Here is a 14,327-nt window from a genome sequence, read left to right on the forward strand (position 1 = left end):
ATTTTTTCAAATCGGAATAAATGTTTACAAATCTTGACTTGCTCAGCATATCACGAGAGTGTTAACGGTGTGTAAAATAATCAACTTTCTTCTAAATACTACTCTACATTATGCAGCAGAGGTAAATCCAGGATAAACATCGTTCCCTCGCCGACCTTGCTCTCAACCCGGATGGTTCCGTGATGAAGCTCGACCAGATGCTTCACAATCGATAGCCCAAGGCCTGTTCCGCCTGAACTGCGCGAACGGGCCTTATCCACCCGATAGAAGCGCTCGAATATTCTTGGCAAGTCTTTCTTCGGTATACCGATTCCAGTATCACTGATGATAAAGCGAATCTTCTCTTCCTCACCGGACTGCTCCACATTCTCAACCGTAACTTTAACTCGACCTCCATCCAATGTATAGCTAATTGCATTTGATAGCAGATTCATGAATATTTGCCGCAGGCGGTCTTCATCCGCTTCCATGTACAATTCTTCAGGAACTTCGAGCTTCATCGTAATGCATTTCTTAGCTGCCGAAGACTGCATGACTTCAAAGACACTTCCGAGCAGACTATGCACGTGCACAGGAGAATACTCGAGCGGTACCCGTCTGGATTCAATCTTGGACAGCTCTAGGGTATCACCAATCAAGCGGTTAAGTCTGTCACCTTCATCGTAAATGATCTGCAGGAAGGAGCGGCTTGTCTCCTCATCCTTGACTCCACCAGATAGCAATGTCTCAGCGAAGCCTTTGACTGCGGCAATCGGCGTCTTGAGTTCATGTGATACATTTGCAACAAATTCACTTCGCATCACTTCCAGCTTGCGAATCTCCGTGACATCCCTAAGCAGGAACAACATTCCACGGTAAGAGCCATCGTCTTCAAACATAGGTACGCTGTCAAAGTGGAGAATTTTCTCCTCGGGATCATAAATCGTTCGTTCTTCGCTCATTTGTTCCATACGGGAGATTCCTTCGTCCATGAACCGGGTCAGCTCATAGCTCCGCTTAATTTCATGGTATAACTTGCCCAGCATATGTGTATCCTTGAGGCGCAATATCCGCTCGGCCTCCCGGTTCACAAGGGCAATTCTGTCATTTGTATCCACCATAAGGATACCGCCGGTCATATTAGACAGCACACTCTGCAGAAGATCCTCGTTATCACGGATTCGCTTAAGCTGAAGCTGAAGACTGTCAGCCATGCCATTGATGGCATTGCCCAGTTGTCCAATTTCATCCTGACGTTTCATATCTACACGAGCATCATAATCAAGCTTGGAAATCCGGTGAGCCACTGACGTAATATGCTCAATCGGCCTGGTAAGACCCATGGCAACCCGGTAACTGACAAGAGCTGCAGCCAGGAAGAGCACCGCAAGCCCGCCGATCATCAAGGCCCAGCCCCTCCGAAGGCCCTCCTCTACCGTTTCAAGGCTCACTGACAACCGAATGTAGCCATCAAATCCCTGTTTGGAGACGACATGCTTGGCAACGTACAGCATATTCTCATGCACCGTGCTGCTGTACCGAATCGCTGTTCCTGTATTCCCGTGCTCTTTCGCCGATACGATCTCTTCGCGAGTACTATGATTACCCATTTTAGAAGGATCACTCTCGGAGTCACCAACAACGACTCCGTCCAAGCTAACAAAAGTAACCCGGGAGTTCGTTAACTTGTCAATCTGCTTTGCTTGACTGGTATAGTAGGCCATTGCACCTGAGTTACCATCAATCTGTGGCAGTTCCAGAGTACTGGAGATCAGATTTATTTCCCGGGCCATATTGTCTTCAAGTACTGTAACATGGGAATCTTTGAATACTTGGGCCATCGTAAGTCCTGCGGCGAGCATCGAAATTCCCACAAGGCCCATCAAAATCAAGGTTAAACGCATTCGAAATGTTTTCATGAATTCTTTCCTTTTGAAGTAATTTAGTAGAATGAATGCTTGCTTCAGTCAACTTCTGTTGGTTAACATTGTAAGTATTATAATAACACAATGTAATGGCAGTATTATCTATATAAAACTTAGTTAAAATAACCACATTTCCGGTATGGACATAACTACGCGGAATGCTTGGACTTCCGGTTGCTGTTGTCACCAGATTTCTTATATATACCGTATTGCTCGGTTGAAATCCGATGACAAAACTTATGCTTCCGATGTAGCTTTCTTTCAGAAAGCTTGTAGGCGATCGCGTTCGCTTCTACAGCTCCAAGCTTCCCCTTCGTCACACCTCAGCCGCATACCATTTTACTAAGTTTATTTTAATACTTCCGGAAAGAGGTCTAGTTCATGAATTATCATTTCTCAGCTTATATGTACAGACTACGAGCTATCCAGCGCTGGAGTCTAATGCGGAGCACTTCCACAGAGAACGTTGCCGAGCATTCCTTCTATGTAGCAATTCTAGCCCACATCCTATGTGAAATTGGCAACCAGCTCTACGGCAAGCATCTTCAGGCTGATCGAGCGGCCACACTTGCTCTGTTCCACGATGCTACAGAAGTATTCACGGGGGATATACCAACACCAGTGAAGCATCACAATCCGAGACTGCTCTCCAATTTCAGAGAAATGGAGGCTATTGCCGCAGAGCGCCTTACCTCTATGATCCCCCCGGCTCTTAGGTCGCTATATGAACCTCTGCTCGATCCCACCACAGAGAACGATAAAGAGCTTCGGAAGTATGTAAAGGCTGCTGACAGCCTTGATGCCTACCTGAAATGTACCTGGGAGGTTGCCTCGGGTAACCGCGAATTTGCGGCTGCCAAAGCGCAGCTTCTGAATAAGCTTGAGAGTCTGCATATGCCGGAAGTCTCCTACTTTCTGACCCATCTGGCACCGAGCTTTGAATTAACCTTGGACGAGCTTTCTGACGACTCTGAGGACTAACCCTTGTTCATACACCATGAAGATTACAAAAAGGCAGTATCTGAGTCCTCAGACTACAGATACCGCCTTAAGCTTATCCGTTTACAATCTCGCCACCATTGACGTGAATGACTTGCCCGCTGATATAGGAGGAATCCTCGGAAGCCAGGAATACATAGGTCGCAGCCAGTTCCTCCGGTTGACCGGGGCGCTGCATCGGTGAATCCGCACCGAACTGCTTCACCTTCTCCGCATCGAACGTTGACGGAATAAGCGGAGTCCAGATCGGTCCAGGTGCAACCGCATTAACACGAATCCCCTTCTTGCTAACCAGATTCATCGAGAGGGAACGCGTGAAGCTGACAATGGCTCCCTTAGTCGATGAATAGTCCAGCAGCGCGGGACTTCCTTTATATGCCGTTACGGAAGCCGTGTTAATGATCGTGCTGCCTTTCTTAAGATGAGGCATTGCCGCTTTCGTCAAATAGAACATTGCAAAAATATTGGTTCGGAACGTACGCTCCAACTGCTCTGAGGTAATATCCTCGACATTCTCCTGAGGGTGCTGTTCCCCGGCGTTGTTGACCAGAATATCCAGCCCGCCGAGCTCGCTTACCGTCTTCTGTACAGCCTCCTGAGCGAAGGTCTCGTCGCCGATATCTCCGGCGATAAGTAGAGCTTTACGTCCTGTCTTCTCGACTTCAGCTTGGGTCTTCTTAGCATCGTCATGCTCATTCAAATACACAATTGCTACATCAGCGCCTTCTTTGGCATAGGCCAGTGCAACAGCACGTCCAATTCCGCTATCGCCTCCGGTGATGAGCGCTACCTTTCCTTTCAGCTTGCCAGCAGGCATATAATTACCCTCATACTGCGGCAGTGGATTCATCTGCTCCTCGATACCCGGTCTCTGGGTCTGATGCTGCGGCGGGAGGGTCATCTTAGGTTGTTGGTTATTCTGTGACATTGTAAGTCTCCTTCCTTGGACTAGACTGGAATTCATGACCATTCTATATGGAGTGAACTATTGAGATTAAGCAATCCTTAGTTCAATTCATATAGGATGCCAACAATGCAATGGACATTATACCTACACATACTTACCACCAACCCGCTTGCGGCAAACAGACCCAAGTAAGACCTACATAAGTTGAACTTAAAAATTATAAGAAGGATTGTGAAATACTTCTGGAGTGTAATAATTTCAACTTAATTAGAATTCAATATCATAACGCTCAAAGAACCAGTTGTCATCGAATCTTCGAGTTGCCTTATACCTTTCCCTATCCAGAAATGCGCCCGACTTCATAATTTCTGATTCCCAGCCCGCGGACACTTCATTTCTGCCCAAAGCTCCCCACGTCCTTAATAATCTCTCTTCGTTAAAATGTAACACCGCCATTCTAAGCAGATGATACCCGCTGTGATCGGCGGGAGGAATATAAGGGAATACCGTGCGCTCCACCAATAATAAATGGACTGCAGGCTCGATCCGGCAGTGACAGCCAAATAACCTCATTCGCAAGGAGAACTCTGCCGTGATCGCGGACTCCTCTCTGAATCCCCGATCAAAGCCCTGTACGCCGCGAAAGCTCTCCAGTTCAACCGCTATGCATTCCCAAGGCAATACCGCTGCTTCGTAAGAAGGTGACCAATCATAAATCCATTTCATAGTAAAATCCGGCAGACAAAGTAACCGTCCATATCCGACCTGCCCTGTCTCGTCTTTAAACCTCGATATCCCCGGGCTGGTGCAGCTCACATCCCGGGCCAAGATCGGTGCGATTAATTGCTCGATCCAATAATCCTCAAAATATAGATGACCCGTGCAGAATATGCCCACCCTTCCTTTGGCCATCTCTGCACCGCGGTTTCTAGCCTCTGCCGGTCCGACATTGCTAGTCCTAATATAATGAACCGGAGCCGGGATTCGGTATCCGAATAGAAATTCACAACAGCTGTCTATCGATCCATCATCAACAATAATAATTTCATAGGGAAGAGCGGTCTTGGAGACTTTCAGTGACTCTAACGTGGTTAAAAGATTCATTCCTTCATTTCTGACCGCAATAATAATCGATACAATCGGTTGATCCGTGGTCATAACGTTTATCCTCTCTTACTTTGGTCATACTTATAGCATTACTTTCTTACTCTCATTTCCATATTAAACCAAATAGAACTATAAGTAAACATATATACAACTGACAGCTTATTAATTTTACCTCTCATATTATCTACTTTTATACTAGGAGGGGTTGTATGAATTATGATTCACTCGGCAAAAGACTGCGGCAGGAGCGCCGTAAGATGCATTGGACCCAAGAAAAGCTGGCAGAGAGAATCGATGTCTCCGACGCATACATAGGACAAATTGAAAGAGGAGAGCGCAGCCTTTCTCTGGATACTCTAATCAGGCTGGCTAATGAACTCGGAGTTACCGTTGATTATTTACTTCACGATTCCATCGAGATCACGGATGATCAATTCGTAGACCAGCTGCGTCAGATTATGATGAACCGGTCTGCTAAAGAGAAGCAAATGGCTCTCGATATGATCAAACTCATGTTCACTCATCTGGATGATCTCTCGAAGGATAAAGAATAAGAATATGCAGGCAGCCCTCTTCTTAGCGGAATCAATACGATTCTTTCAGAAGAGGGCTTTAAACTCTCTGGAAGCTGTAATATTAAAAAGCTGTATCCCCTGAATCTGGAGATACAGCTTTATGTATGGTTGTGCTTAAATTACGTAGCGGAAAACCATGAAGTACACAATAACAACAATAACTATAGCAAGTACAGAACTGAGGGTGCGAACTTTCCCGATATGATCGGTTACTTCGTTCTTAGCTCGAATTCCCTCCACCGCCAAGCGAAGCGGCTTGCCGATAATTCCACTAAGCGCTCCTGCCACAAGGAAGAGTACAATAACTACAACCATCCAGGCCATGGAGTAATTCCCCTTGCTGATCAAATAGCCCCCTGTCAGGAACTGTAGAATCAGTCCATATTGACCGAAGCGGTTAAGCGTTCTCACCGCAGAGACGGTTCCTTCCTGAGCGGAAAGAGACAGGCTGCCAAGACGTCCCAGAACAAAGGGCAGCACAATGTAGAAGCCCAGTGCCAAAGACCCGAGAACGTGTAAAAAAATCATCGCGTTAGTCACAACTGAACCACCTTTCATTATTTAGATTAATTATAATCTATTATATCCATAATTTAGAGCAAAGAAAAGGAAAGCACGGGAGCAAGCAGAGCATTTTGCTGATGTATGAACAATTTAGATCTATTTACAAAGGAAAAACCGGCCTCTATCCTGCTATTTCTGCAGGTAAAGGCCGGCTCCTATCTAAGAGCTTGCAATTAGTTTAGCCTTGTACAACTTTGATTACACTCCGCACAGATTCAGCGGATTTATCAAGAGCTGCCTTCTCCTCAGGTGTTAATTCAAGCTCAAACAATCTCTCAATTCCGTTACCACCCAGTACAGCTGGAATCCCTAGGAACAAGTCATGATATCCGTACTCACCTTCAAGCAGTGCAATGACCGGGATAATGCGTTTCTTATCCTTCAAGACAGCCTCCGCCATTTGTACAAGAGAAGCCGCTGGCGCATAATACGCGCTGCCGTTACCAAGCAGGTTAACGATCTCTCCCCCGCCTACACGGGTACGCTGTACAATCGCATCAATACGGTCTTGCGGGATCAAGGTATCGATAGGAATTCCACCTACGCTGGAGTAGCGTACTAGGGGCACCATATCATCACCATGTCCACCCAGAACGAAGCCGCGAACGTCTTCTACTGATACGTTAAGCTCCTGAGCAATAAATGTGCAGTAACGCGCAGTATCAAGCACACCAGATTGACCGATAACACGATTCTTAGGGAAACCGAGCGCCTGGTAGGCCGCATAGGTCATCGCATCAACCGGGTTGCTTAAGATAATCACGATTGAATCAGGGCAGTACTTCTTCACATTCTCACAGACGGAAGCAACAATCCCCGCATTCGTGCTCACGAGATCATCACGGCTCATTCCCGGCTTCCGGGCAATTCCTGCCGTAATAATCACAATGTCAGAGCCCGCAGCATCCTCATAGCTCGAAGTACCTACAATGTTGCTGTCGAAGCCTTGAACAGGACTGGCTTCAAGCATGTCCAGAGCCTTACCTTTAGTTGGGTTCTCAAGTTGTGGGATGTCAAGTAGGACAACATCTCCAAGTTCCTTTTGCGCAAGCATCAAAGCTGTAGTTGCACCGGTAAAACCGGCACCAACAACTGTAATCTTTTTGCGTTGGATTCCCACTATGGACAGCCTCCTACATATTTTTAATAACTTGGTCCGCGAACTCCGAGCATTTCACTTCAGTAGCGCCTTCCATCAGGCGGGCAAAGTCATAAGTAACGGTCTTGTTATTGATGGATGTCTCAAGACCTTTGTAGATCAAGTCAGCGGCTTCCTGCCATCCCAAATGTTCAAGCAGCATTACGCCGGACAGAATGACCGAGCCTGGGTTAACTACGTCAAGATCAGCATATTTAGGTGCTGTACCATGTGTAGCTTCGAAGATCGCATGACCTGTCAAATAGTTGATGTTCGCGCCTGGAGCAATACCGATACCACCAACCTGAGCCGCCAAGGCATCAGACAGATAGTCCCCGTTCAGATTCAAGGTTGCGATCACATCGAAGTCAGTTGGACGAGTTAGAACCTGCTGCAGAGCAATGTCGGCAATCGCGTCTTTGATCAGGATTTTGCCTGCATCCAAAGCTTCCTTCTGTGCCGCATTTGCCGCATCTGCACCGGATTGTTCCTTGATTTGGTCATACTGTGCCCATGTGAACACTTTATCGCCGAACTCCTGCTCAGCTACTTCATAACCCCAGTTCTTGAAGGCACCTTCTGTAAACTTCATGATATTGCCTTTGTGAACAAGTGTTACGCTCTTGCGTCCATGATCAATGGCATATTGTACCGCTGCGCGAACCAGGCGTTTGGAGCCTTCTTCGGATACAGGTTTGATGCCGATACCGGAAGTTTCAGGGAAGCGGATTTTCTTAACTCCCATTTCATTCTGCAGGAAGGAAAGAACCTTCTTCACCTCTTCAGTACCCTCTTGATATTCGATACCTGCGTAGATATCTTCCGTGTTCTCCCGGAAAATAACCATGTCAACCAACTCTGGACGCTTTACTGGAGAAGGAACTCCATCGAAGTAGCGCACAGGACGAAGACATACGTACAGATCCAGCTCTTGACGCAGGGCTACGTTAAGGGAACGGATCCCTCCGCCGATTGGCGTAGTCAAAGGTCCTTTGATCGCAACGATATATTCACGAATCGCTGTAAGCGTATCCGCTGGAAGCCACTCGCCATATGTATTGAACGCTTTTTCTCCGGCGAAGACTTCATACCATGCGATTTTCTTCTCTCCGTTATAGGCTTTCTCCACAGCGGCATCAAGAACACGAACAGATGCTTTCCAGATGTCGCGGCCTGTACCGTCACCTTCGATGAACGGGATAATAGGACGATTAGGCACCTGAAGCTTCCCGTTCTGAATTTCGATTTTATCACCTTCGGTAGGCAGGTTGTATTTCTCAAAGTTCGGCATAATTACATGTTCCTCCTTAACAATTATAGGGTCCGTTACCGGCATTCATACATGAAGAGGGGGACAACCGCTAAAGCTGCCGGGTCCCACCTCTTCCGCTTATTCTATCATAACTTGCCAGACTATCTTAATTCAATCGGGATATATCTCTGATTATAGAGACCCGTGTACTCCGCGCGGGGACGGATAATCCGGTTATTGTCCAGCTGCTCAACAATGTGGGCTGTCCATCCAGATAGACGGCTGATCGCAAAGATCGGTGTGAACAGATCCTTCTCAATTCCAAGAAGCGTGTACACAGAGGCCGAGTAGAAATCAACATTCGGCTTCAAGCCCTTTTGCGAGGTGACCAGGGACTCAATCTTTACGGACATCTCATAAAGCGTGGAATCCCCTTTCAATTCGCTAAGCTCTCTCGACATATGCTGAAGATGCTTGGCACGCGGGTCGCCATTCTTATATACACGGTGACCGAAGCCCATAATCTTATCCTTGTTATCCAGCTTCCGCTGGATATAATCTTCTGTCTTATCCAGGGAACCGATCTCCGAAAGCATCTGCATAACCGCTTCATTAGCTCCCCCATGCAGAGGTCCTTTCAAAGTTCCAATTGCAGAAGTCACACCGGAGTAAATGTCCGAAAGGGTGGCCACGGTAACCCGTGCAGAGAAAGTAGACGCGTTAAGCTCGTGGTCCGCATGAAGAACCAAGGCTTGATCCAAAGCCTTTACCGCAACAGAATCCGGCTCCTCACCAGACAGCATATAGAGGAAATTGTAAGCCAGACTCACGCCCTGTTTAGGTGCAACCGGCTCTTTCCCCTTGCGAATACGATCAAAGGCTGCAATTAGGGTAGGAATTTGGGCCTGCAGCTTAATTGCTTTGTCCTGAGTCGATTCATGGCTGATATCACCTGCTGTCTCATCATATAAGGCAAGTGCGGATACGCCCGTACGAAGTGCGGCCATCGTGTTCGTATGGCTAGGATACAGTTTGAGCTGTTCCACAACCTCAGAAGGGATGGCTGCATATTCGCCTAGCTTCTGCTGTAGGGCATCCAGCTCAGACTGCGTCGGCAGCTTGCCGTACCAGAGCAAATAAGCTACTTCTTCGAAAGTGGCATGTTCCGCAAGCTCATCGATATTGATTCCACGGTAAGCTAGTACGCCATCTTCGATAGAGCTGATAGAAGAAGCCGCAGCCACAATACCTTCCAGGCCTTTGGTAGCTGTCATAGTACATCTCTCCTTTATTGGGCATAGTAAGCAGAAAAAAAGCCAATGTAAACATTTACATTTTGAAAGATTAAAAGAATGATGGTGAGCAATGAAAGTTGTTACACCAGATGAAACCTTATTTCATCATACTGGATTTTAGGGAGCAAGGGAACAACTTAGTGCCCTGAGACTAAATCAAAATGTTTTATCACAATTATAAAGATTTTTTTGGAAGCGGTTTCAAAGTAGTTTGATTGCCCTTTTATTGCCTTTACGCGGTCTTTTCCTGCATACTATAACATAAATAATAGATGAGAATGAACTGCGGTCCATAGTCTCTGGTTCATTCGTAGAGAAGCCACATTATATGGAGGAGATTGATTTTTGGACAACATAGTACTCAAACGGTTACTTCGAGGGATTTGGGTCATTGCAGTGCTCGTTTTTATTGGACTAGCATTCTACTGGCTAATTCCGCTGGTATATCCCTTTTTGATTGCCTGGCTGATTGCCTATGCTATGAATCCATTCACCCGTTTTCTGCAAAAGAAAGTCAAGCTGCCAAAGTGGCTGGCTGTCACGCTCGGTCTTCTGGTGTATTTTGGCGGGGCCTTTATTATCCTCTCCGCTGTAGTTACTCGTTCGGTGAAAGAACTGATTCATCTAACCAAGTCGTTTGATCTGCATATCGAACAGTGGAAGTCGTTCTTTACCAATTGGGCTCAAAGTGATGGGATCCAGAATATTATCGGTGAGATTAACAAGTTCATTCAGAACAATCCAGATTACCAGCACACGATTAATCAGAATATTAACCGAACAACGGAGACAATCAGCTCCATGGTGACCCGGATTGTCACCGGCTTCCTGAATGGGATTGTGAATCTGCTGACCTCCCTTCCTAATCTGGGTGTAATCTTGATCGTGGTTATGCTGGCTACGTTCTTTATCAGCAAGAACTGGGAACGTCATATGCGAACCATGACAGGCTGGGTTCCTCTTCCGTTCCGCAAAACAGCAAGGGATGTCTGGGGAGATCTTCAAAAGGCGCTGTTCGGGTACCTGCGTGCCCAGTTCATTATGATCTCGATCACCGCTGTAATCGTGCTTATTGGGCTTCTTATTCTTGGGGTGGACTCTGCAGTCACCTTTGCCTTATTAATTGGCTTTGTGGATCTTCTGCCCTATCTTGGGGTTGGGACGGTTATGGTCCCTTGGCTTGTATATGCCTATCTATCGGGCGATATCCGGCTTGGGATCGGTCTATCCATACTTTACGGAATCATTCTGATTGCCCGCCAATTAATTGAGCCAAAAGTATTAGCCAGCAGTGTCGGGCTGGATCCGCTGCCTACGCTGATCGGAATGTTCGTGGGTCTCAAACTCTTCGGCGTTCTGGGCCTGATTATCGGACCCGTCACCTTCGTTGTGATTTCGGCTGTGAACCGTGCAAATGTATTCCGGGATTTAAGAAATTATATTGTGAATGGTCGAATCCATTGATATTGGAAGGGCTTCGAGAACGAACGTTGCTCCCATCGCTGTTGGTTTTAAATTTCTTGAATTATTTTTAGAGGGATGAAATCTAAAACCAAAGGCGACCGCTATCGCTTGTACGCAATCGTTCGTCCTCTCCGCCAAACTTCGTCGAAATTCATCTATATAAGGCGCAGTTAAAAAATTGACTTGAGGGGAAGCGTAACGGAGGGGAAGCTTGGAACTGTAGGAGCGAAAGCGATCGCCTACAAGCTTTCTGAAAGAAAGCTACATCGGAAGCATATGCTTTGTCTCCGGATTTCATCCGCCCTGCGGTATAAAATCAAGAAATCTGGAGGCGGGCAGTGGCCGAAAGTCCAAGCATTTCCCGTAGTTACGACTGTACCCACAAATGTGAACATTTTAACTGCGGCTTATATATAAACCATGAAAAGAAACCGTCCCCTGATAGAATGGAAGTACCACCAACCATCTATGAAAGGAACGGTTTCTTTCTTATTTGGAACAGTTACTCTTCTCTTAGCGCCGAAAAAATGTGATCGAACCATCCTTCATTTTTTTGGCGACCCATTTGACTAAAAATATTTTGTAGATAGGCCGGGTTAATGGAAACACCATCGTAAAACCAATTGCATCCGTTACAAATCCAGGAATCAACAGCAGGAGCCCTCCGAACAATATGCAAAGACCGTCTACTACCGTTCGGCCGGGAATCTGCCCATTGTTCATCTGTCCTTTAGCCGACTCAAGAACCTTCCGACCCTCAAATTGAACCATAAGTCCACCGATAATAGACGTAGCCAGAGTTAGAAAAATGGTCTTGCCAACGCCAATCCGCTCTCCTACCCATGAATAAACCCAAAATTCAACAACCACAAGAACTAAAATCCATAGGAATACCCATTTGCGCATGAGATTGCTCCTTCTCCTGAAAGCCTTACTCCTAACAATGAGGTGTACCTCATCTCTGAAGCCTATGCTCTTAATAATATGCTATCAAGAGCATTGTACAGGTTCGGCAGCTTTTTATCCAGCCGTACCGGCTTCCAGTCCTGTCCGACCCAGACGTGACTTGTGGAACCCGTCACGAGGAGCTCACCAGACAGCAGCTCAGTATCCTCTATGACCTCATTTATCTCCTTCTCACCGTGCTGGAGGCGTCTTATTTCATAAGTGTAGCCCAGCCGGATCGGAGAGAAGGAGGTCACACGTGTGAAGACGGTGATCTGGTCATCATAACGTGCGGGCAGCTTGAACTGCAAATTCGCATCAATAACCGGCAGCAAGATACCTTCCTGCTCTATAGCTCTGTAATCGAACCCCAGCTGACGAATCATCTCGGTCCTTCCAATTTCGAACCAGCCTAGATAGTTGCTGTGATAGACAACCGCCATCTGGTCCGTCTCCTGATACCGTACCCGAAGCTCTGCCTTGTACCAGTGGCTGCTTCTTCCCTCGCCTCGATGTTGTGTGCCCATTTCGCTCTCCTGTCTGATTGCTCTTAGATTTCATCCATTTCACACCATAACAAAAAGCAATGGTTCGCCGCTGCCGGTTGCTCCATTGCTTTGTGTAAGTTCCTAATTCAAATATGGGATTAACCTTGGATCTGACTGATTTTCACCAGATTTGTTGAACCGGAACGACCCAGTGGAACACCTGCAGTAATTACTACCAGATCTCCCTCTTTAACAAGACCGGATTCTACTCCGCCCTTCATAGCGCAATCAAACAGCTCGTCTGTAGAAGCGGCCTGTTTGCCTTTAACCGGGGTTACGCCCCATGCGAGTGCAAGACGACGCATAGTTTGATCAACTGTAGTCACCGCAATAATTGGTGATTGCGGACGATACTTGGATACCATACGCGCTGTGTATCCAGTTTCGGTGGAAGTGATAATCGCTTTCGCATTCAAGTCAAGAGCGGAATTCGCTACTGCCTGGCTGATCGCTTCAGTAACTGTTGTTTGTTGAGCATGACTTTGCTTCTCGAAAATTTCGCGGTATTTCAAAGCAGATTCTGCTTTCTCCGCAATACGGGACATGGTCAGTACAGATTCAACCGGATATTTACCGGCAGCAGTCTCACCTGACAGCATGATGGCATCCGTACCATCAAAGATCGCATTAGCCACGTCACTCGCTTCTGCGCGTGTTGGTCTTGGGTTGCGCTGCATGGAATCCAGCATTTGAGTTGCAGTGATTACCGGCTTACCTACGCGATTACATTTCTCAATCATAGTCTTCTGCGCCAGAGGTACATCTTCCGCCGGGATTTCAACACCGAGGTCACCACGGGCCACCATCAGTCCGTCGGACACTTCCAATATTTCATCCAAGTTATCGACACCCTGCTGGTTCTCGATTTTGGAGATGATTTGAATATAAGTCGCGTTATGCTTCTCAAGAAGCTCACGAATTTCAAGAACGTCACTTGCTTTACGTACAAAAGAAGCGGCGATAAAGTCGATGCCTTGCTCGATACCGAAAATGATGTCATTCGCATCTTTTTCTGTAATACCCGGCAGAGAAATATGTACGCCCGGTACATTTACACCCTTCTTGCTCTTAATGGTTCCGCCATTCACAATGCGGCATTTGATCTCAGTACCTTGAATGTCTACAACGGTAAGTCCGATCAGACCATCATCGATCAAAATAGTGGACCCTACTTCAACGTCATTTGGAAGCTCACTGTAAGTTACTGAAATACGGTCTTTGTCTCCAAGGATTTCTTCAGTAGTCAAAGTGATGAACTCGTCTTGTACCAATTCAATTGGTTCAACTGCCAATTTGCCTGTACGGATCTCTGGACCTTTAGTATCAAGCAGAATTGCAACAGACTTTCCAAGCTCCTCGCTGGCCTTACGAATCGTCTTAATCCGGTTGCCGTGCTCTTCAAAATCCCCATGAGAGAAGTTGAGACGGGCAACGTTCATTCCCGCAAGAATCAGTTTCTTCGTGTTCTCCAAAGACTCACTGGAAGGACCGATAGTACATACAATTTTCGTTTTACGCATTTGGGTTTCCTCCGTTTTAGGGTTTCTCTCTTTATCTTCTTTTTCCAACAATTAAATCTACTACATAATTGAGCATTTGTATAGGAACTTTGTCATATTAAATCATTAC

At 46.5% G+C, this 14,327-nt stretch carries 13 protein-coding genes; 3 read left to right on the plus strand and 10 right to left on the minus strand.

Features of this window, described 5'->3' with window-relative positions; translation table 11 throughout:
• Positions 1-98: 98 nt before the first annotated feature.
• Positions 99-1,898 (minus strand): two-component system histidine kinase PnpS, encoded by a 1,800-nt coding sequence (pnpS, locus tag ACRRNK_RS16825; protein ID WP_433943855.1) that lies wholly within the window; start codon positions 1,896-1,898, stop codon positions 99-101.
• A 387-nt stretch (positions 1,899-2,285) separates the two neighbouring features.
• On the opposite strand from pnpS, the gene yfbR reads away from it, so the two are divergent.
• A complete protein-coding gene (gene yfbR, locus ACRRNK_RS16830; RefSeq protein ID WP_433943856.1) occupies positions 2,286-2,885 on the plus strand; it encodes a 5'-deoxynucleotidase in 600 nt (199 codons plus the stop codon).
• Between the two features lie 73 nt (positions 2,886-2,958).
• On the opposite strand, the gene ACRRNK_RS16835 is transcribed toward yfbR, so the two are convergent.
• Both ACRRNK_RS16835 and ACRRNK_RS16840 read right to left on the minus strand, forming a co-directional pair.
• Complete coding sequence (locus ACRRNK_RS16835) at positions 2,959-3,831, minus strand: SDR family oxidoreductase (protein WP_433943857.1); 873 nt, start codon at positions 3,829-3,831, stop codon at positions 2,959-2,961.
• A gap of 246 nt (positions 3,832-4,077) precedes the next feature.
• Positions 4,078-4,968 carry a glycosyltransferase family 2 protein gene (locus ACRRNK_RS16840; protein WP_433943858.1) on the minus strand — a complete coding sequence of 297 codons (891 nt, stop codon included), beginning with the start codon at positions 4,966-4,968 and terminating at the stop codon, positions 4,078-4,080.
• Between the two features lie 158 nt (positions 4,969-5,126).
• Here ACRRNK_RS16840 and ACRRNK_RS16845 point away from each other — a divergent pair, with 158 nt between their 5' ends.
• Positions 5,127-5,471 carry a helix-turn-helix domain-containing protein gene (locus tag ACRRNK_RS16845; RefSeq protein ID WP_433943859.1) on the plus strand — a complete coding sequence of 115 codons (345 nt, stop codon included), beginning with the start codon at positions 5,127-5,129 and terminating at the stop codon, positions 5,469-5,471.
• Between the two features lie 135 nt (positions 5,472-5,606).
• On the opposite strand, the gene ACRRNK_RS16850 is transcribed toward ACRRNK_RS16845, so the two are convergent.
• The 4 genes from ACRRNK_RS16850 to ACRRNK_RS16865 form a co-directional block, all read right to left on the minus strand.
• Complete coding sequence (locus tag ACRRNK_RS16850; protein WP_433943860.1) at positions 5,607-6,032, minus strand: hypothetical protein; 426 nt, start codon at positions 6,030-6,032, stop codon at positions 5,607-5,609.
• 202 nt (positions 6,033-6,234) lie between these two features.
• Positions 6,235-7,176 carry a malate dehydrogenase gene (mdh, locus tag ACRRNK_RS16855; protein ID WP_433943861.1) on the minus strand — a complete coding sequence of 314 codons (942 nt, stop codon included), beginning with the start codon at positions 7,174-7,176 and terminating at the stop codon, positions 6,235-6,237.
• Between the two features lie 13 nt (positions 7,177-7,189).
• Positions 7,190-8,485 carry an NADP-dependent isocitrate dehydrogenase gene (gene icd / locus ACRRNK_RS16860; protein WP_433946922.1) on the minus strand — a complete coding sequence of 432 codons (1,296 nt, stop codon included), beginning with the start codon at positions 8,483-8,485 and terminating at the stop codon, positions 7,190-7,192.
• Between the two features lie 122 nt (positions 8,486-8,607).
• Complete coding sequence (locus ACRRNK_RS16865; RefSeq protein ID WP_433943862.1) at positions 8,608-9,720, minus strand: citrate/2-methylcitrate synthase; 1,113 nt, start codon at positions 9,718-9,720, stop codon at positions 8,608-8,610.
• Positions 9,721-10,086: 366 nt separating this feature from the next.
• Here ACRRNK_RS16865 and ytvI point away from each other — a divergent pair, with 366 nt between their 5' ends.
• Positions 10,087-11,205 carry a sporulation integral membrane protein YtvI gene (gene ytvI / locus ACRRNK_RS16870; protein ID WP_433943863.1) on the plus strand — a complete coding sequence of 373 codons (1,119 nt, stop codon included), beginning with the start codon at positions 10,087-10,089 and terminating at the stop codon, positions 11,203-11,205.
• Between the two features lie 513 nt (positions 11,206-11,718).
• On the opposite strand, the gene ACRRNK_RS16875 is transcribed toward ytvI, so the two are convergent.
• From ACRRNK_RS16875 to pyk, 3 genes are all read right to left on the minus strand, one after another.
• Positions 11,719-12,111: an FxsA family protein gene (locus ACRRNK_RS16875; protein WP_433943864.1), complete on the minus strand. Its 393-nt coding sequence runs from the start codon at positions 12,109-12,111 to the stop codon at positions 11,719-11,721.
• A 62-nt stretch (positions 12,112-12,173) separates the two neighbouring features.
• Positions 12,174-12,677 (minus strand): acyl-CoA thioesterase, encoded by a 504-nt coding sequence (locus ACRRNK_RS16880; RefSeq protein ID WP_433943865.1) that lies wholly within the window; start codon positions 12,675-12,677, stop codon positions 12,174-12,176.
• Positions 12,678-12,796: 119 nt separating this feature from the next.
• Positions 12,797-14,218, minus strand: coding sequence for a pyruvate kinase (pyk, locus tag ACRRNK_RS16885; protein ID WP_433943866.1), 1,422 nt, complete (start codon positions 14,216-14,218; stop codon positions 12,797-12,799).
• Positions 14,219-14,327 lie beyond the last annotated feature (109 nt).

It is taken from the genome of Paenibacillus sp. SN-8-1 (genome assembly GCF_050995535.1).
Lineage (GTDB): Bacteria > Bacillota > Bacilli > Paenibacillales > Paenibacillaceae > Fontibacillus.

What these genes read in the sequence shown, in the direction of transcription:
- ACRRNK_RS16840 (WP_433943858.1), bottom strand. Translation starts at nt 4,968, where the DNA reads ATGACCACGGATCAACCGATTGTATCGATTATTATTGCGGTCAGAAAT.
- yfbR (WP_433943856.1), top strand. Translation starts at nt 2,286, where the DNA reads ATGAATTATCATTTCTCAGCTTATATGTACAGACTACGAGCTATCCAG.
- ACRRNK_RS16875 (WP_433943864.1), bottom strand. Translation starts at nt 12,111, where the DNA reads ATGCGCAAATGGGTATTCCTATGGATTTTAGTTCTTGTGGTTGTTGAA.
- icd (WP_433946922.1), bottom strand. Translation starts at nt 8,485, where the DNA reads ATGCCGAACTTTGAGAAATACAACCTGCCTACCGAAGGTGATAAAATC.
- ACRRNK_RS16845 (WP_433943859.1), top strand. Translation starts at nt 5,127, where the DNA reads ATGAATTATGATTCACTCGGCAAAAGACTGCGGCAGGAGCGCCGTAAG.
- ACRRNK_RS16880 (WP_433943865.1), bottom strand. Translation starts at nt 12,677, where the DNA reads ATGGGCACACAACATCGAGGCGAGGGAAGAAGCAGCCACTGGTACAAG.
- pyk (WP_433943866.1), bottom strand. Translation starts at nt 14,218, where the DNA reads ATGCGTAAAACGAAAATTGTATGTACTATCGGTCCTTCCAGTGAGTCT.
- ACRRNK_RS16865 (WP_433943862.1), bottom strand. Translation starts at nt 9,720, where the DNA reads ATGACAGCTACCAAAGGCCTGGAAGGTATTGTGGCTGCGGCTTCTTCT.
- pnpS (WP_433943855.1), bottom strand. Translation starts at nt 1,898, where the DNA reads ATGAAAACATTTCGAATGCGTTTAACCTTGATTTTGATGGGCCTTGTG.
- ACRRNK_RS16835 (WP_433943857.1), bottom strand. Translation starts at nt 3,831, where the DNA reads ATGTCACAGAATAACCAACAACCTAAGATGACCCTCCCGCCGCAGCAT.